We start from the raw sequence: 17616 nt of genomic DNA, 5'->3' as shown, positions 1-17616 counted from the left end.
CCGTCTGCCGAGTTGAGGCTGCCCTTACCGGAGCAGACTCCACTCGCAGGCGGGGCCCGCGTGGAAGGGGAGGGTCAGTTGGTCCGGAGCGTCAGCCCGGGGTGTGCGGCGAGGACGTCTGAGATCGGGACGGCGGACAGGCGCGGGGTGAACCCGGCCGTCCGGGCCACGGCGTCGGCGTCGGCGCAGGTGACGGAGTCCGCGACGTTGGACGCGCTCGAGATGCCCAGGGCCCGGTCGCCGGAGAAGACGACGCCGCCGCTGTCGCCGGGCAGGGCGCACAGGTCCACGGTGAAGGCGTTCGAGATGGTGCGCGTGCCCGCCACGTCGATCGTGGCGCCGACCTGCGAGATCGTCCCGCAGGAGAAGCCGGTCCGGAATCCGGTCTTGCAGGCCTTCTGTCCGACGACCGGGTCCGCGGTGCCGATGATCTCCTGGGTGCTGTCCGGCCCGTCTCCCACCAGGTTGGTACGGAACCGGTCCGCCACGTCGTCGTCGACCGCGATGAGGGCGGTGTCGATGCCCTCCCGCTCGCTGCGGGTCATGGTGCCGAACTCCTCGCCGTCGGCGAGGGCGGCGCGGGTGCCGTCGGCGCCGGCGCAGTGCGCGGCGGTGATGACGACGGGCTTACCGCCCAGTTCACCGTTGAACCCGGTCGAGCACTCGAGGATTCCTCCCGGGACGCCCACCTGGTACCCGGTACCGCCCGTGACGGGCCCCGCCGGAGCGGGGACCGATTCGATGGCCCGCGGCTGGTCCTCGGGCACGGGGGTGCCGGGGTCGACCATGGTCTGGGCCATCATCCCGTCGATGATCGACCCGGTGCCGGGGGTCAGGCCGGCGAGGAGGTCGATGACCGTGCGCATGGGGCCCTCGGGGACGAGGCCGGCGTCATTGAGCAGGGCCAGGCTGCCGAGCGAGCCGGAGTCGCCGCCGCTCCCGGGCGCCGCGCCGGTCCCGTCCGGGTCGTCCGCTCGGGTGGTGGCCGGTTCGATGCCGTCGACGGTCGGCTCGCCGTCGGACCCAGTTCCCCCCTCGCTGCCGAACGGGGCCGTGTCGAACGCCGGGTCGGGGGCCTCGATCATGTCGATCTCGGCGAGGTCCCGCAGGCGGGCGTCGAGGTTGCCGAGCTGCGCGGCCTCGCCCCCTCGGGTCGTGACGACGACCGCGTTGCGGGTCGGATCGACGCGGACGTCGGTGACGAGGTCCTGCATGTCCTCGGGAGTGCCCTCGATGATCTTGATGACCTGGCGCTCGCGAGCCTCGAGTTCGCTCGTGGTCAGCGCCACGTCCTTGACCGTGAACCCGGACCGGGTGGCCTCGTCGCGCAGTTCGTCTCCGGCGGCGCCGGCCACCACGCCGACCAGGCCGGTGCCCTCCTCGTCCAGCCAGACGCCGCCGAACGACTGACGGAACTGCTGCTCCCACCGGGGACGGGCCTCGGCCAGACGTTCTCCGATGCCGGCCTGGGCGAGGAACTGCTCGGGAGTGAGTCCGAGATCACGTCGCAGTGCCTCGACGAGTGAGGTCAGCTCCGGGCCTAGCGCGTCGGCCAACGCGGGCAGGGGCTGGGCGACGGCGGGGCGGGAGGCGGACGGAGTCGGGTTCTCGGGTGTGGGCGAGGGGGCCGCGCCGGCAGGGGTCGCGGTGACCACCAGCGCCGCGGCGGCGGCGACGGCGGCGAACTTCGAGGTGATACGCATGATGGCCTTCCGGAATGCACGGCTGGGCGACGGCGCGTCGACCGGCAGTGGCTCGGTGTGTCGAGGCTCAGATTACGGAGATGTGATTAGTGAGTCCAGTGTGACACGTGTGATTAATGGGATTCGATTGTCGATTGATGTGACGACGCTGAGTCGGAGAATCGCGGGCCCTGCCGCTAGGCTGCCTCTTCGGCAACGACGTACGCGTCATCACCAAAGACTTATTACCCGGAGGTCCCATGTCCGACGCTGACGCCGCACTTCACGACGCCCTTGACACCGTGGTGCGACGCAATCCCGGACAGCACCTCTTCCGGCAGGCTGTGCACGAGGTGCTGGAGTCGCTCGCACCCGTGGTCAAGCAGCACCCGGAATATGTCGAGGGCGGGATCCTCAAGCGGATCATCGAGCCCGAGCGCGTGGTGTCCTTCCGGGTGCCGTGGGTCGACGACGCCGGCGCGGTCCAGGTCAACCGGGGCTTCCGTGTGCAGTTCAGCTCCGATCTCGGCCCGTATAAGGGCGGATTGCGCTTCCACAAGTCCGTGGACGAGGACACGTTGAAGTTCCTCGGGTTCGAGCAGGTCTTCAAGAACGCCCTCACCGGTCTCGGCCTGGGCGGCGGCAAGGGCGGTTCGGACTTCGACCCGCACGGCCGCAGCGACGCGGAGGTGATGCGCTTCTGCCAGTCCTTCATGTCCGAGCTCGCGCACCACATCGGTGCCGACCTCGACGTCCCGGCCGGTGACATCGGCGTGGGCGGGCGCGAGATCGGGTACCTGTACGGCCAGTACCGGAAGGTGACCGGCCGCAACGAGGCGGGCGTCATCACGGGCAAAGGCGTCGGCTACGGCGGCTCGTGGGCGCGCACCGAGGCGACCGGTTACGGGCTCGTCTACTTCGTCCGCGAGATGCTCCGCGACACCGAGTACAGCCTCGAGGGCTCCCGGGTGGTCGTCTCCGGTTCCGGCAACGTCGCCATCTACGCGGCCAAGAAGGCGGCCCAGCTCGGCGCGACCGTCGTGGCCTGCTCCGACAGCCAGGGTTACGTCCACGACGAGGACGGTCTCGACCTGGATCTGCTCCTGGACGTCAAGGAGGTCCGACGCGAACGGCTGTCGGCTTACGCCCGGGAGCGGGGCAACTGCACCTACCGGGAAACCGGCTCCGTGTGGGATGTGGAGTGCGACATCGCGCTGCCCTGTGCCACCCAGAACGAACTCGACGCCGAGGAGGCGCGCACGCTCGCCAAGAACGGGTGCCGCGTGATCGCCGAGGGCGCCAACATGCCGTGCACGGAGCAGGCGGTGGAGGTCATCCACCAGGCCGGCATCCTCTTCGGGCCCGCCAAGGCCGCCAACGCCGGCGGCGTGGCCACCAGCGGTCTCGAGATGCGGCAGAACGCCGGTCGGCTGCTGTGGGACTTCGAGCGGGTGGACTCCGAGCTCGACCGCATCATGACCTCCATCCACGCCACCGCGGCGGCGACCGCCGAGGAGTACGGCGCCCCGGGTGACCTGGTGGCCGGGGCGAACATCGCCGCGTTCCGCAAGGTCGCCGACGCCATGCTCGCGCAGGGTGTCATCTGATCTGATCCGGGTGACGGCGGACCTCGTCGTCGTCGTACCTCCTTCTCCTTCCCGCACCTTCCCCTTCCCATACGAAGAGCGCTCCGAGCCGCACCGCCGAGAGGCGGTGGCCGGGGCGCTCTTCTGGTTGTTGAGTCTGTCGGGCGCAATCAATGATGTGAGTTGCGCCACCGCCGGAATGGATCCGGCAGGATGGGGGTTATACGGGGCGACAAACCTCAGCGGGCCAGGCTCAACTCAGGTTGACGCGGCAGGCCACCGGCAGGCAGGGTGGAGCCATCGATCCGAGCCTTGAGTCGGGTCCGCTTAGAGAGAACCCGTACACGTCAGTAGAAGGAGAACATCATGGGACGTGCAGTAGGCATCGACCTCGGCACCACCAACTCGGCCGTCGCGGTCCTCGAGGGCGGTGACGCCACGGTCATCGCCAACGCCGAGGGCTCGCGCACTACCCCGTCGGTCGTCGCGTTCGCCAAGAACGGCGAGGTCCTCGTCGGTCAGCCGGCGAAGAACCAGGCGGTCACCAACGTCGACCGCACCATCCGCTCGGTCAAGCGCCACATCGGCACGGACTGGAAGTCGGACTCGATCGACGGCAAGACCTACACCCCGCAGGAGATCAGCGCCCGCATTCTTCAGAAGCTCAAGCGGGACGCCGAGTCCTACCTCGGTGACGACGTCACCGACGCCGTCATCACCGTGCCGGCCTACTTCAACGACGCCCAGCGTCAGGCCACCAAGGACGCCGGCCAGATCGCCGGTCTCAACGTCCTGCGCATCGTCAACGAGCCCACCGCGGCCGCCCTGGCCTACGGCCTCGACAAGGGTGACAAGGAGCAGACCATCCTGGTCTTCGACCTCGGTGGCGGTACCTTCGACGTCTCCCTGCTCGACATCGGCGACGGCGTCGTCGAGGTCCGAGCGACCTCCGGCGACAACCATCTCGGTGGCGACGACTGGGACCAGCGGATCGTCGACTGGTTGGTCGACAAGTTCAAGGCGCAGAACGGCATCGACCTGACCAAGGACAAGATGGCCCTGCAGCGTCTGCGTGAGGCCGCGGAGAAGGCCAAGATCGAGCTGTCCAGCGGACAGTCCACCTCGATCAACCTGCCGTACATCACGGTCGACGCGGACAAGAACCCGCTCTTCTTGGACGAGACGCTGACCCGCGCCGAGTTCCAGAAGATCACCCAGGACCTGCTCGACCGCTGCCGTCAGCCGTTCCAGGCCGTGATCAAGGACGCCGGTATCTCGGTCTCCTCGATCGACCACGTGGTCCTGGTGGGTGGCTCGACCCGTATGCCGGCCGTGACCGACCTGGTCAAGGAGCTCACCGGGGGCAAGGAGCCCAACAAGGGCGTCAACCCGGACGAGGTCGTCGCCGTGGGTGCCGCGCTGCAGGCCGGCGTGCTCCGTGGGGAGGTCAAGGACGTCCTGCTGCTCGATGTGACCCCGCTGTCACTGGGCATCGAGACCAAGGGCGGCGTCATGACCAAGCTCATCGAGCGCAACACCACCATCCCGACCAAGCGCTCGGAGACCTTCACCACGGCGGACGACAACCAGCCGTCGGTGCAGATCCAGGTGTTCCAGGGAGAGCGTGAGATGGCCGCGCAGAACAAGCTGCTCGGCTCCTTCGAGCTCGCCGGCATCGCCCCTGCTCCGCGTGGCGTGCCCCAGGTCGAGGTGACCTTCGACATCGACGCCAATGGCATCGTCCACGTCACCGCAAAGGACAAGGGCACCGGCAAGGAGAACACGATCGTCATCCAGGACGGCTCCGGTCTGTCCAAGGAGGAGATCGACCAGATGATCAAGGATGCGGAGGATCACGCCGCCGAGGACGCCAAGCGTCGAGAGGAGGCGGACGCCCGCAACCAGGCCGAGTCCACGATCTACCAGACGGAGAAGTTCGTCTCGGAGAACGAGGACAAGATCCCGGCCGACAAGAAGTCCTCGCTCGAGTCGGCGATCGCCGGGGCCAAGACCGCTCTCGAGGGCTCGGACGTCGACGCGATCAAGGCCGCGGTCGAGAAGGTCAACACCGAGGCGCAGGCCGTCGGCCAGGCGATCTACGAGGCCTCCGCGGCGGAGGGTGCCGAGGCCGGCGACGCGTCGGGTGCGGGCTCGGCCGACGACGACGTGGTCGACGCCGAGGTGGTCGACGAGGACGAGACGAAGGGTGAGTCCAAGTGACCCGCCCCGAGCAGACCGACGCCTCCGAGAAGGCGGCGTGGGCCGGCGCTGACGACGAGGCCGAGCAGGCCGCCGAGGCGGTCGAGGCCGAGATCGTCGACGACGACGGCGCCGCGCCGGCGGCCGACGGCACCGCAGCCGATGCCGCTGACGCGGGGGGCGCCCCGACCGGGGACGTTCCCGCGGACGATCCGGCCGCCGCGCTGCAGGCGCAGCTCGACGAGCGGACCGCGGACCTGCAGCGCGTGTCGGCGGAGTTCGCCAACTACCGCCGCCGCGTCGAACGTGACCGCCAGTCGATCATCGACACCGCCAAGGGCTCGGTCCTGACCGAGCTGCTGGGGATCGTCGACGACCTCGACCGGGCCGAGGCGCACGGCGACCTCGCCGAGGGACCGCTCAAGGTCTTTGCCGACAAGGTCCGCGCGCTGCTGGCGTCCCAGGGCGTCGAGTCCTTCGGCAAGGAGGGCGATCCGTTCGACCCGGCCCTCCACGAGGCCGTGCAGGACGAGTCCGAGGGCTCCGAGCCCGTGCTGGGGACGATCCTGCGCAAGGGCTACCGCCACGGTGAGCGGATCCTGCGGACGGCGATGGTCAGCGTCCGCTGAGCCCACCGGCTCACCACCCCGGCGTGCGGGTGCGTCCCGAGATCATCGGGTCGCACCCGCACGCCGACCCACCCCGGACGTGCCGGGGAACTGAGAGAATTCGTAGACCCGAACTCTGCCGTAAGAAGAACGGCAACAAGAAGAACGGCAACAAGAAGAACGGCAACAAGAAGAACGGCAACAAGAAGAAGGGAGGCGTCTGGTGAGTCAGCGCGAATGGGTCGAGAAGGACTACTACGCCGAACTGGGCGTCTCCAAGTCCGCCACCCAGGACGAGATCCGCAAGGCCTACCGCAAGCTCGCGAGGGAGAACCACCCGGACTCCAACCCGGGCAACGCGGCCGCGGAGGACAAGTTCAAGCGGATCAGCGAGGCCAACGACGTCATCGGCGATCCCGCCCGGCGCAAGGAGTACGACGCGTTCCGCGCCCAGGTCTCCTCCGGCGGGTTCAGCGGCTTCGCCCCGGGCGGCGGGGACCGGTACACCGCCTCCGGCGGTGACTTCGACATCAACGACCTGTTTGGCGGCGGCGGGCCGGCGGGCGGCGCCGGGGGGTTCTCCGACCTGTTCGGCGGCCTGTTCAACCAGGCCCGGCCGGGTGGCGGCGGGGCCGGACGGGGCCGAGCACAGCGCCCGCGGGGCGGCCAGGATGTCGAGACCGCCCTGACCCTGTCCTTCCGTGAGGCCGCCCTCGGCGAAACGGTCCAGATCAAGCTCTCGTCGCCGTCACCGTGCCTGACCTGCCACGGCAGCGGCGCTAAGCCCGGCACGAGCCCCAAGGTGTGCGGCACCTGCCACGGCAACGGGGTCGTCCATCGCAACCAGGGCGCGTTCGGCTTCGCCGAGCCCTGCCCCGACTGCGGCGGCAGCGGCTCCATCATCGACGACCCGTGCACCGACTGCGGTGGCAGCGGCGTCACCGACCGCACCCGCACCATCAACGTCAAGGTCCCGGCCGGCGTCTCCGACGGCCAGCGCATCCGGCTCTCCGGGCAGGGTGAGGCGGGCTTCCGCGGGGCACCGTCGGGCGACCTGTACGTGACGGTCACCGTTCAGAAGGACCAGGTGTTCGACCGCGACGGGGCCGACCTGCTCGTCGACCTGCCGGTGTCCTACCCGGAGTTGGTCCTCGGCGCCCAGGTGTCGGTACCCACGCTCACCGGGCGGGTGACCGTCAAGATCCCCGCCGGCTCCCGCGACGGACAGATCCTTCGGGTGCGCGGCCGGGGAATCGCACGCAAGACCGGAACCGGTGACCTCAAGGTCACCCTCCGGGTGGCCACGCCCCCCGCCGGGATGGCCGAAGCCGAGCTCGCCGCCTATGACGACGCGTTGCGCGCCGCCGGCTTCGATCCGCGGTCGGGCTGGGCGGGGTCGGCATGAGCCCCCGGCGGGACGTCAGCGAGCTGGGGGCCGACGACAGCGTCCTGGTGATCTCGGTGGCCGCCGAACTCTCCGGGCTGCACGCTCAGACCCTGCGAACCTACGACCGCCTCGGCATCGTCACCCCTGAGCGCACCAGCGGCGGTGGGCGACGCTATTCGCTGCGGGACGTGGCACTGCTCCGCGAGGTCCAGCGCCTCAGCCAGGAGGAGGGCGTCAACCTCGCCGGCATCAAGCGGATCATTGAGCTGACCAATCAGGTCGACGCCCTGCGCAGCCGCGTGTCAGAACTGGTCGAGGAGGTCGCCGAACTTCGTCGCCGTTCCGGGTCCTCCGGCCGGGCGGGCGGTGAACTCGTCCACGTGCCCCGCTCGACGTCGGTGGTCGTGTGGCGGCCCCGTCACCAGCGGGAGACGGGCCGCCGCGACGGCTGATGACCGGATCCGCCCGACTTTCATAGCGAAGCCTCACCTAATATAGTTCGGCGCGTGACCGTCGCACGTACGCATCAGGGGCAGGCTCCGCCCGGCCTGTTCGACGAGTCCGCCGGGCGCGGCACCGCGGTCGCCGTGGTGACCGACGAGGCGGAGTACACCTACTCCGCGCTCTCCCGGATGAGCGCCGAGCGCGCCGCCGAGTACCCGCCCGTGACGACCGGTCGTCGCCTGATCGGCCTGGTGGCAACGAACACCATCGAGTTCCTCGTGGACTATCTCGCCGCCCACTCCGCCGGCCACGTCGTGCTCCTCCTGCCGCCGGACGGCGCGGCCACCGACAACCTCCTCGCGGCGTGGCACCCCGACGTTGTCGCGGGGGACGGCCGACCCCTCCCGGCCGGGGTGCTCACGGCGCCGCCGCGGCACGACCTGCATCCCGACCTCGCACTGCTCCTGAGCACCTCCGGGTCCACGGGCGCACCCAAGCTCGTCCGGCAGTCCCGGCGGGCGGTGCTGGCCAACGCGCGGTCGATCGTGGACTACCTGGGCATCGTGCCGGGGGACCGGGCGATCACCACCCTGCCGCCGCACTACTGCTACGGCCTGTCCGTCCTGCACAGTCACCTGCTGGCCGGCGCGTCCGTGGTGCTCAACTCCGACTCCGTCTCCGCACCGGCGTTCTGGGACCGGGCGGAGGCCGGGCAGGTGACGACGTTCGCCGCCGTCCCGCACACGGTCGAACTCCTCGAGCGCGTCGGTCTCGACCGGCTGGACCGCCTCACCCGCCTGCGCTACCTCACCCAGGCGGGCGGGCGCCTCGCGCCGGAGGCGGTGCGTCGCCTGGCCGCGCACCTGGAAGCACGCGGGGCAGAACTGGTCGTGATGTACGGCCAGACCGAGGCGACCGCGCGTATGGCGTACCTCCCCCCTCACCTCGCGCGGACCCGTGCGGGGGCCATCGGGATCGCGATCCCCGGCGGCTCCTTCCGCGTCGACCGTCCGCGGGGAACCGATCCGCACGCCCCCGGTGAGTTGGTGTACCGCGGCCCCAACGTGATGATGGGGTACGCCCGCACCTCGGCCGACCTCGCCCGCGGGCCCGAGCTCGACGAGCTGCGGACCGGGGACCTCGCCCGCATCGCCGACGACGGCCTCGTGGAGATCGTCGGGCGGATGGGGCGCGAGACCAAGATCTTCGGGCACCGGATCGACCTGGGTCGGGTGGAATCGACCCTGGCGGACGGCGGGTTCGACGCCTGGTGCGTCGGGGAGCCCGACCGGTTGGTCGTGGTCACCCGCGAGCGCTCGCAGGCCCTCGCCACCGCCGCCGCGACGGCCTCGGGACTGCCCACCTCGGCGGTCGAGCAGGTCGTCGTCGTCGACCCTCCCCGCACTCCCGCCGGCAAGGTCGACCAGGCCGCACTCCGTGCACTCGTCGCCGACCGCGCGCGGACGGGCGCCGGGGCGGACGCCGACGCGCCCAGTACGCTCGTGGCCCATGCGCTCGGCCTGGACTCCTGCCCGCCGGACGCCACGTTCGTCGACCTCGGCGGGGACTCCCTGACCTACGTGGTGCTCTCGACCCGGCTCGAGGAGCGGGTGCCCGGCCTACCCCGCGACTGGCACCTGCGCCCACTGGGGGAGCTCGACACCCGCGCTGCCGGACCGCGTCCCCCGGCGGCCTCCCGCTGGACCCCCTGGCGGGCGTGGGCCCGCGTCGACACCTCGGTGGTGCTGCGCGCCCTGTTCATCCTCACGATCGTGGGCGGGCACACCCGGGCGTTCGCGGTCTACGGCGGCGCCCACGTCCTGGTGGCTCTGACCGGCTACTCCCTGGCCCGCTTCCGGCTGCACTCCGCCAGCGCCCGCGAGCGGGCCCGGGGCGTGCTCACGACGGTCGAGAGGATCGCGGTCCCCGCCGTGGTGTGGCTGCTGCTCGTTACCCCCCTGACCAGTCGCTACCACTGGTACTCGCCGCTGCTGGCCACCCACTTCCTGGGTCCCCGCTCCTGGTCCGATGACCGCTGGTGGAATCCGTGGCAGATGTGGTTCGTCGAGGCGACGGTCTACCTGTTGCTCGGCGTGGCCGCGCTCATGGCCGTCCCCGCGGTCAGCAGGCTCGACCGGCGGTGGCCGTACGCGCTGCCGGCCACGCTGGTCGGGCTCGGATTGCTCGTGCGCTACGCCGTCATCGACCTCGGCGGCGGGCCCCTCGTGTGGTACTCGGCGCCGGCGGTGCTGTGGCTGTTCGCGCTCGGCTGGGCCGTGGCGCGGGCCGAACCCGGGGGGGCCGGACCGGGCTGGCCGGGCGGACCGGGAGGGCACCGGGCAGCGCTCACCGCGATGTGGGCGCGGCTCGCCTGCTCCGCGGTCGCGCTCGTGTGCGTGCCGGGCTGGTTCGGCGATCCCGGGCGGGAGGTGGTGATCGTGGGAGGGATCCTCGCTCTGATCTGGATCCCCGCCGTCCGGCTGCCCCGGCCGGTGGTGCGGGTGGTGACCCCTCTCGCGGCGGCCTCGCTGTTCATCTATCTCACCCACTTCCTCGTGTACCCGCCGATCCGGGACGCGGGCCACCCGTGGCCGGCCCTGGTCGCCTCGCTCGCGGTGGGGGTGTGCGTGTGGTGGCTGTGGGAGCGCGGTGCCGGGATCGCGCGGCGGGTCGCCGCCCGGGGCGGGGACGCCGACCCCGCACGCGGGTAGCGTCGGGGGGAGACGCCCCAGCCGGCTGAGACGACAGCCCGCCGCCGACGAGGAGGACGACCCGTGCGCATCGCCGCCGCCCAGATCCTGACCGGACGCGACCCGCAGGACAACCTTCGGCTGGTCCGCGAGTCGGTCGCCGAGGCCGCCGCGCAGGGGGCCCGGATCGTGGTGTTCCCCGAGGCCACCATGCGGGCGTTCGGTGCGGGCCGGCTGGACGAGATCGCCGAACCCCTTGACGGCCCGTGGGCGACCGCGGTGGCCGAATCGGCTCGGGAGCACGGTGTCCTCGTCGTCGTAGGCATGTTCACGCCTGGGCAGGGCGGCCGCGTCCGCAACACCCTCCTGGTCACCGGCCCGGCCGGCGACGCCGACGGCGGGCCGGACCGCGACCTCCACCTGGGCTACGACAAGATCCACCTGTTCGACGCGTTCGGGTTCGCCGAGTCCGACACCGTCGAGCCGGGCGACGCCACGCACGTGGTGACGGTCGACGGCGTGGGCGTGGGTCTGAGCGTCTGCTACGACATCCGCTTCCCGGGCCAGTACACGGAGCTCGCCACCGCCGGCGCCCGGATCACCCTGTGCAGCGCCTCGTGGGGTGCGGGCGAGGGGAAGGTCGACCAGTGGCGGCTGCTCGCCCGCGCCCGCGCGCTCGACTCGACCACGTTCCTGTTCGCCGTCGGACAGGCCGATCCCGAGGTGGAGGGCGTGGAGGTCAAGCCCGGCGCCCCCACCGGCGTCGGTCACTCGCTGCTCGTCGGCCCGGACGGGACCGTGCGCGCCGAGGCCGGCGCTGGATCGGAGCTACTGGTGGTGGATGTCGACGACGACGAGGTCACCGGTATCCGGAAGGTGATCCCGGTGCTCGCCAACGGACGGGTCACGGAGCCCTCCGGCGGGCAGGTCCCGCGGTGACCGGGCCGGACGGCCCGGACCGGGGCGGCCGACCCGCTGATCCGGATCACCCGGGCGACGACGCCGTCACCGAGCCGAATCCGGCGGTCGAGCCGGGTGCCGACCCGCCGACGCAGCAACTCCCGCCCACCGACCCTCCGACCGAGCACCTCCCGCCGGTCGGCTCGGGGGAGGGCAGCACGGCGTGGTCGCAGTACCCGCCGGACGGCGGAGCCGCGGCCGCGGGTGGGGCTGCCGGCGCGGCCGGTGGCGCCGGGGCGTTCGGCGCGGCCGCCGGGGCCGCCGGGGCTGGTCCCGGCACGTCCGGCTATCCGACCGCCGCGGGCGTCCCCGCCTCCGGCCACGCCGCCGGGGACGTGCCGCCTCCTGGGGACGTCCCGACCCCGGACGACGGCGACGCCTGGGACGACGGTGGCGGTGACGGCGGGTCCACGCCGTGGATGATCGCCGCCATCCTGCTCGCGGTCGCATTGGTGGCGGCGCTGGTGGTGTGGCTGGTCTCCGCGACCGGCGGCGACGAGGACCCGGTCGCCATCCCCACCACGACGACGCAGACCACCACCTCGCAGACCACCCGGACCACGCCGCCGACGACGCAGCCCACGACGACCGGCCCGCCGAGTCCGGCCGAACGCTGTAGCCCGGGTTTCGTGGCCGATGAGCTGGGCAGCGGCACGACCGTGCGGGAATGCGACGAGCGGTTCCTGCTGGTCACCCGCGACGACGGGGAGATCGAGCTGCTCTCGTGGCGCGACGACGACTGGGAGTTCCTGGCCGAGCCCACCTCGGACGTGTGCCGCGAGCAACTCGAGCAGCTGGGCGTCCCCGACCGGTTCCGCCGCGTGTTCCAGCCGTGCGAGGCGCCCACCAGCACCACCACCTCGCAGACCAGTCCCACCACCACGACGGGGGCGACCACCTCCACTCCGCAGACCAGCACCGAGACCCCCGTCCCGCCAGCGGGTGAGCCCCAGGCCGGCGACGACGAGGGCGGCGTCGGCGACGGCGGCGGCGACGACGACGAGGGTGGGGGCGGCGCGGACGGCGGTACCGCAGCCGGCTACGGCGGTGACACGACCGACGACCCCGACGAGGGCGCGCCCGGCGCCGGCGAGGACGCCGACACCGTCGCGGCGGCGCGCTGATCCGGCCGCCGCGGCGCTTTCCTGCGTCGAGAAGACAGTTCCGCACACCCGCTCTCGGGCGTCGTGTGCGGAACTGTCTTCTGGATGGCGACGTGGGTGGCCGCGCCGCGCCGCGCCGCTCAGGGGCGGTCGTAGCTGATGTTCTCCCGCGGGGTGCCGGCCGCGACGAGACCGCGGACCGTCGCGCGCAGCATCTCGGGTGAGCCCGAGACGATGACCTGCCGGTCGGCCCACGATCCCCACTGCGTGACCGCCCGGACCAGGGTGCCGGTCTGCCGACGGTGCAGGGTGCGGGGAAGGTCCTGCCGGGGGCCGGCCCACCAGGGGTCCTCGTCCTCCTCGGCGACGGGCTGGATCGTCAACCACGGGGCGGTGGCGGCGAGGTCGACCAACGTCGGCAGGTCGTAGAGATCGCCGGGAAAGCGGGCCCCGTAGAACAGGTGGACGCGCGGGTTGTCGGCGTAGCGCATCATGTCCAGCAGCAGGCACCGCAGGGGCGCGATCCCGGTGCCGCCGGCGATCATGAGCACGTCCCGGGTCGGCTCGGACCGGTCGACCTCGAGCATCCCCAGCGGGCGGGCGAGCACCCAGCGGTCACCGACGCCGACGCTGCGGACCAGTGAGCCGCTGAGCGCGCCGCCGGGCACGTCGCGGACGTGGAACTCGATCTGCCCGGCCGGGTTCGACGGGATCGACGGGCTGAGCCGCCGCCACACGCCGGGCGCGTAGGGCGTGAGCACGCTGAGGTACTGCCCCGGGTGGTAGTCGACCATCACGTCGCTGATGAGCCGCACCACCACCACGTCCCGAGTGGGGCGCAGGATCTCCACCACGGTCGCGCCGACGCGTGCGGGGCCCTCGTCGACGGCGGCGCCCTGTTGCAGGGCGGTCGAGAGCACCCGGTAGGCGGTGCCCAGGGTGGTCTCCAGCCGGTCGTCCCAGGCGCGGCCGGCGAGGTGCCGCAGGGTGTGGGCCAGCGCTTCCCCGAAGCGCCGGTGATGCCCGGGCGTCAGTTCGAGTTTGCGGTGATCGGCGCCCAGGTGGCGGGTGAACTCGACGACCTCATCGACCTTGGCGCGGTCGCCGCGCGCGTACTCGGTGGTCTCGAACGCCCACCGCATCGCCCGCGCGAAGTCCCGGAGTACCGGCGTGGCGTCGCGGGGGAACAGTTCACGGAAGTCGGGGTCGGCCGCGCGCAGCGCCCGGGCGAACAGCTCCGGGAACCGCTCGTCGACCAGGAGGTCCCTCAGGACCAGCAGCGGCGGGGTCTCCGCCTCGACGGGCACCGGCTGCTCGAGCGGCTCGGCCAACGGGGCGACAGGCGTACCGAGGAACGGGTCGAGGTCGATGTCCCCCACGAGGCGCTCCACCTCGGAGGCACGGAACGCCTCGTCACCATGGTCCGGTCCGGGGCCGTTGCTCACCGTTGCACGCCTCCCGTCTCGTCGTCGTCGCTGTCCCCACCCTATCCGCGCGCCCGGCACCCCCGCCGGGAGTGCGCGCGACCCCGGCCCGCCTTCGCGCCTGGCGCCCTCCCCGCCCGACGCTGCTCACCGCCCGACGCTGATCACCGACCGGCCCGGCTCACCGACCGAGGGTGATGTCGACGCCCGCGCGCAGTTCGCCCTCGGTGTAGGTCAGCTGGCCGCGGCCGGGCAGTTCGACCATGTAGAACGAGCCGCCGGCGGGGACGTCGGGGAACTCGAAGGTGAAGGTGCACGAGGACAGGTCGCCGCCGGAGTAGACGAGCATGGCGGTGCCGATCTGCGCGGCGCCGCTGTCGATGAGCGTGATGGTGGTGCCCTCGCCGATGTCGGACAGGGTGATGGGCAGATCGCAGCTGGTGCGGTCGCCGGAGACCGGTTCCGCGGGCGTCGAGACGACGGTGAACGTGCCGTCGACCGTGAACGATCCGGACCCCGGTGCCCGCTCGGCCGGGGGGAGGACCTGCGGGAAGGGGCCGCGCGACGGGTCGGTACCGCGGCCGGGGTCGGATCCGGGGCCGAGGAAGACCACGCCCAGGACCACGACGACGACGAGGGCCGCCACCCCGATGATCGCCGCGGCCGCCGCGGTGCCGGGAGGGCGGCCCTCCGCGGGGGCCGCGGCGGGCGGTGGGCCGTCGCCGGGGCGGCCATCGGGGGCCGGGGGCGGGTACGCGGAGCCCGGATCAGGGGCAGGAGAGCTCGGATCCGGCCCGGGGACGGGGGAGGGCAGCGGCTGCGGCGGGTCGCCGTACCGGTAGGTGCCGTCGGGCAGCGGGGGGTAGTGCATCGGCATGTCCCGACCTCCCACGCCGGCCCGGGGGCACGTCGCCGGATGACGCGCCGCTGGACTGTCGAGCCTAGTCATCCCCCCGCGCCCCGGGTGCGTCGCTTGGATCGAGGGGCGTGGTTCGGGGAAGCTGTAACGATGACTGCCGATTCGTCGAGGCCCGCTCACGACCCCCACGGCCCGGCCGGGTCCGTCCACGACCCGGTCGACGACGCCGATCTCGACCCCGGCACGCCGGTGCCGGTCCGGCCCGGACCGCTGGGGATGGCCGGCAACGTCGTCCGCGGCGCGCTCATCGGGATGGCCGAGCTCGTCCCCGGCGTCTCCGGTGGAACGGTGGCACTGGTGACCGGCGTCTATCCGCGTCTGTTGGACTCCGGGGCGCACGTCGTGGACGGCCTGCGCTCGGCCGCCCTCGGGCCGGAGCGCCGGACCCGCACCCGCGCGGCATTCCGGCACGTCGACTGGTGGCTGCTGCTGCCGCTGGCGCTGGGCATGCTCGTCATGGTCTTCACCATGGCCGGTGTGCTCAAGGGCTTCGTCGAGGGCAGTCCCGAGATCGCCCGCGGGCTGTTCCTCGGCATGGTCGCCGCCAGCATCGCCGTGCCGCTGGGGATGGCGCGCGCCACCCCGGGTGGGCGCAACTGGGTGCTGGGCCTGATCTTCGTCCTCGGTGCCGCGTTCGCGTTCGTCCTGTCCGGGCTGCCGAGCGGCTCGATCAGTGACCCCTCCTACCTGCTGGTGTTCGTCGCGGCGGCGGTGGCGATCTGCGCCCTGGTCCTGCCCGGCGTCTCGGGGTCCTACCTGTTGCTGGCGATGGGGCTCTACGCCCCGACGCTCGGCGCCGTCGACGACCGGAACTTCGCCTACCTCGGCGTGTTCGCCCTGGGCGCGCTCGTCGGGATCTCCCTGTTCGTCAAGGTCCTCGACCGCCTGCTCGAGGACTTCCGCAAGCCCACACTGGTGGCCATGGCCGGACTTATGCTGGGGTCGCTGCGCGCGCTGTGGCCGTGGCAGACCGAGGAGGCCGAGGTCCTGGCCCCCGGTGCAAACTGGCCGACGGTCCTGGCCGCCGTGGCCGCCGGCATCGTCGTGGTGCTGATCGTGCTGGCCGTCGAGCGGGTGTTCGCGGACAAGACCGCCACCACCGACCCCGACCCGCGGACCTCCGCACTCGAGGACCGCGGGTAGGCCATAGCCGGTCGGGCGGCGGGCGGCGCGGCCGTGATCTGCGCAGCCGTGGTCAGGGGCTGGTCAGCACCTCCGCCTCCAGCCGGCGGTAGCCGGCCTCCATCCCGTCGACCATGCCGGTGCCGAGGATCGTCTCGCGCAGGTCGGCGCTGTCGTAGGTGATGACGAGCGTCATGAGGGTCCCGTCCTCGACGGCCGTGAGGGTCTGCTCGTTGCGCGTCGGCGGTGCGTCGACGCCCTCCATCGTCTCGGTGAAGACCTCCCGGTGGGGTGGGTCGGTCTCCAGGAGCTGCCCGGTGAGGGCGAACGCCTCGCCCTCGACCCCGTCGTCGGGGGCCCACTCGAAGCGGGTGGTCTCGCCGGGCGCCGAGGCGACCCGGCAGCCGACCAGCGCCCAGCCGTCGGGTCCGTGGAACCACCGGTTCAGCAGCTCCGGCTCGTGGTGGGCGTCCCAGACCTGCCGTGGCGTGCCGTGCAGGATCCGGGTGACGCGCACGGTCCGCTCGTCGAGGAGTTGCGACTGCGTGCCGGTGTCGGCGGCGAAGGTGGAGCCGTCGGTGACCACGGCCTCAATCTGGCCCATCGCCTCGCGGGTCCCTTCCTCCATGCCCATCTCGATGAGCTGCTCGAGCTCGGCCAGGCTGGTGAAGTAGGTGGTGGTCTCGAGGCGGGAGCCGGTGTCCGTCTCGCCGAACGTGAACACCGCCCGCATGGTGGGCAGGTCGGTGTTGGGCCGGCCGTCGTCGTGGCTGAAGCCGTCGAGCACCTCGAACGACCGGCACTCGTCCACCGACAGGTACTCCCAGTACCCGCACGCGCGGCTGCCGTCCGGTCCGGTCATGTAGTAGTCCGAGCGGCCGCCGGGGAACACGTCGTGCCGGGTGAAGGTGGCCGGCCACGTGGGCGGTCCCCAGAACTTCTCGAGCTGGCGCGGATCGACGTACGCGTCCCACAGCCGACGGACCGGCACCGGGAACTCCGCGGTGATGGTCAGGGTAAGCCGGTCGAGGTCTCTGTCCACTGATGTCACAGGCATGGCCTGCCTCTTTCCTCTTCTGTGTCCTGCGGTGACGGGTCAGTCCTCGGCGAGGAGGGCGTCGAGCCTGTCGACGCGTGCCCGCCAGATGTCCTCGTAGGCGTCGAGGAGCCGCTGGGCTCCCCGGATCGCCCGGAGGTCTCCCCGGATCCTGCGTTCTCGGCCGATCCGATGGCCGGTGATCAGTCCTGCCTCCTCCAGTACGTTGACGTGTTTGCGGACGGCAGCGAACGACATGTCGTAGCGGTCCGCGAGCTCGGAGACGGTGGATTCGCCGGCCAGGGTGCGCCGGAGGATGTCCCGCCTGGTCGCGTCGGCCAGGGCCCGGAAGATCCGGTCCACCTCGTCGTCGCTGTAGTCCGGACCGCCGGGGTCCACCTCGAGTGCCCGATATGAAACCATGTGGTATCACGATAGGCCGGTGGGCGAGGCCGG

15 protein-coding genes are annotated in these 17616 nt (G+C 71.9%); 10 read left to right on the top strand and 5 right to left on the bottom strand.

Features of this window, described 5'->3' with window-relative positions:
* Positions 1 to 74 precede the first annotated feature (74 nt).
* On the bottom strand, positions 75 to 1703 hold the full coding sequence (locus tag AYO52_RS15870) for a S1 family peptidase (protein WP_067719479.1): 1629 nt from the start codon (positions 1701 to 1703) through the stop codon (positions 75 to 77).
* A gap of 239 nt (positions 1704 to 1942) precedes the next feature.
* On the opposite strand from AYO52_RS15870, the gene gdhA reads away from it, so the two are divergent.
* The 9 genes from gdhA to AYO52_RS18445 all read left to right on the top strand — a co-directional run bounded on the left by gdhA (position 1943) and on the right by AYO52_RS18445 (position 12680).
* A complete protein-coding gene (gene gdhA, locus AYO52_RS15865) occupies positions 1943 to 3289 on the top strand; it encodes an NADP-specific glutamate dehydrogenase (RefSeq protein WP_067719476.1) in 1347 nt (448 codons plus the stop codon).
* A 345-nt stretch (positions 3290 to 3634) separates the two neighbouring features.
* On the top strand, positions 3635 to 5488 hold the full coding sequence (gene dnaK / locus AYO52_RS15860) for a molecular chaperone DnaK (protein WP_067719475.1): 1854 nt from the start codon (positions 3635 to 3637) through the stop codon (positions 5486 to 5488).
* Positions 5485 to 6096 carry a nucleotide exchange factor GrpE gene (grpE, locus tag AYO52_RS15855; RefSeq protein ID WP_067719472.1) on the top strand — a complete coding sequence of 204 codons (612 nt, stop codon included), beginning with the start codon at positions 5485 to 5487 and terminating at the stop codon, positions 6094 to 6096. Before dnaK ends, grpE begins: the two co-directional genes overlap by 4 nt.
* A gap of 23 nt (positions 6097 to 6119) precedes the next feature.
* Positions 6120 to 6302 carry a hypothetical protein gene (locus AYO52_RS15850; RefSeq protein ID WP_067719469.1) on the top strand — a complete coding sequence of 61 codons (183 nt, stop codon included), beginning with the start codon at positions 6120 to 6122 and terminating at the stop codon, positions 6300 to 6302.
* Positions 6299 to 7480, top strand: a complete 1182-nt coding sequence (gene dnaJ / locus AYO52_RS15845; protein WP_067719467.1) for a molecular chaperone DnaJ — start codon at positions 6299 to 6301, stop codon at positions 7478 to 7480. The genes AYO52_RS15850 and dnaJ overlap by 4 nt, the downstream gene beginning before the upstream one ends.
* Positions 7477 to 7914, top strand: a complete 438-nt coding sequence (locus AYO52_RS15840) for a heat shock protein transcriptional repressor HspR (RefSeq protein ID WP_067719464.1) — start codon at positions 7477 to 7479, stop codon at positions 7912 to 7914. Before dnaJ ends, AYO52_RS15840 begins: the two co-directional genes overlap by 4 nt.
* Before the next feature lie 54 nt (positions 7915 to 7968).
* The gene (locus AYO52_RS15835) at positions 7969 to 10617 is read left to right on the top strand and encodes an AMP-binding protein (protein ID WP_067719462.1); all 2649 of its coding nucleotides are present in this window, start codon (positions 7969 to 7971) and stop codon (positions 10615 to 10617) included.
* A gap of 63 nt (positions 10618 to 10680) precedes the next feature.
* Positions 10681 to 11535: a nitrilase-related carbon-nitrogen hydrolase gene (locus AYO52_RS15830; RefSeq protein WP_067719459.1), complete on the top strand. Its 855-nt coding sequence runs from the start codon at positions 10681 to 10683 to the stop codon at positions 11533 to 11535.
* The gene (locus AYO52_RS18445) at positions 11532 to 12680 is read left to right on the top strand and encodes a hypothetical protein (RefSeq protein ID WP_067719456.1); all 1149 of its coding nucleotides are present in this window, start codon (positions 11532 to 11534) and stop codon (positions 12678 to 12680) included. Before AYO52_RS15830 ends, AYO52_RS18445 begins: the two co-directional genes overlap by 4 nt.
* Positions 12681 to 12799: 119 nt before the next feature.
* On the opposite strand, the gene AYO52_RS15820 is transcribed toward AYO52_RS18445, so the two are convergent.
* The gene (locus tag AYO52_RS15820; RefSeq protein ID WP_067719454.1) at positions 12800 to 14104 is read right to left on the bottom strand and encodes an FAD-binding oxidoreductase; all 1305 of its coding nucleotides are present in this window, start codon (positions 14102 to 14104) and stop codon (positions 12800 to 12802) included.
* A gap of 160 nt (positions 14105 to 14264) precedes the next feature.
* A complete protein-coding gene (locus AYO52_RS15815; protein WP_067719451.1) occupies positions 14265 to 14960 on the bottom strand; it encodes a hypothetical protein in 696 nt (231 codons plus the stop codon).
* A gap of 132 nt (positions 14961 to 15092) precedes the next feature.
* On the opposite strand from AYO52_RS15815, the gene AYO52_RS15810 reads away from it, so the two are divergent.
* Positions 15093 to 16145, top strand: a complete 1053-nt coding sequence (locus tag AYO52_RS15810; protein ID WP_067719448.1) for a DUF368 domain-containing protein — start codon at positions 15093 to 15095, stop codon at positions 16143 to 16145.
* Positions 16146 to 16197: 52 nt separating this feature from the next.
* On the opposite strand, the gene AYO52_RS15805 is transcribed toward AYO52_RS15810, so the two are convergent.
* Positions 16198 to 17181, bottom strand: a complete 984-nt coding sequence (locus AYO52_RS15805) for an SRPBCC family protein (protein WP_067719445.1) — start codon at positions 17179 to 17181, stop codon at positions 16198 to 16200.
* A gap of 39 nt (positions 17182 to 17220) precedes the next feature.
* Positions 17221 to 17583 (bottom strand): metalloregulator ArsR/SmtB family transcription factor, encoded by a 363-nt coding sequence (locus AYO52_RS15800; RefSeq protein ID WP_067719443.1) that lies wholly within the window; start codon positions 17581 to 17583, stop codon positions 17221 to 17223.
* Positions 17584 to 17616 lie beyond the last annotated feature (33 nt).

It is taken from the genome of Dietzia sp. 111N12-1 (genome assembly GCF_001658045.1).
Lineage (GTDB): Bacteria > Actinomycetota > Actinomycetes > Mycobacteriales > Mycobacteriaceae > Dietzia > Dietzia kunjamensis.
Note: the sequence above shows the minus strand (reverse complement) of the source record. Positions and strands in the feature narration are given on the sequence as shown.

Excerpts from the sequence above, each read along its gene's own strand:
- AYO52_RS15800 (WP_067719443.1), bottom strand. The coding sequence starts at position 17,583 with ATGGTTTCATATCGGGCACTCGAGGTGGACCCCGGCGGTCCGGACTAC.
- AYO52_RS15870 (WP_067719479.1), bottom strand. The coding sequence starts at position 1,703 with ATGCGTATCACCTCGAAGTTCGCCGCCGTCGCCGCCGCCGCGGCGCTG.
- gdhA (WP_067719476.1), top strand. The coding sequence starts at position 1,943 with ATGTCCGACGCTGACGCCGCACTTCACGACGCCCTTGACACCGTGGTG.
- AYO52_RS15815 (WP_067719451.1), bottom strand. The coding sequence starts at position 14,960 with ATGCCGATGCACTACCCCCCGCTGCCCGACGGCACCTACCGGTACGGC.
- dnaK (WP_067719475.1), top strand. The coding sequence starts at position 3,635 with ATGGGACGTGCAGTAGGCATCGACCTCGGCACCACCAACTCGGCCGTC.
- AYO52_RS15840 (WP_067719464.1), top strand. The coding sequence starts at position 7,477 with ATGAGCCCCCGGCGGGACGTCAGCGAGCTGGGGGCCGACGACAGCGTC.
- AYO52_RS15810 (WP_067719448.1), top strand. The coding sequence starts at position 15,093 with ATGACTGCCGATTCGTCGAGGCCCGCTCACGACCCCCACGGCCCGGCC.
- AYO52_RS15805 (WP_067719445.1), bottom strand. The coding sequence starts at position 17,181 with ATGCCTGTGACATCAGTGGACAGAGACCTCGACCGGCTTACCCTGACC.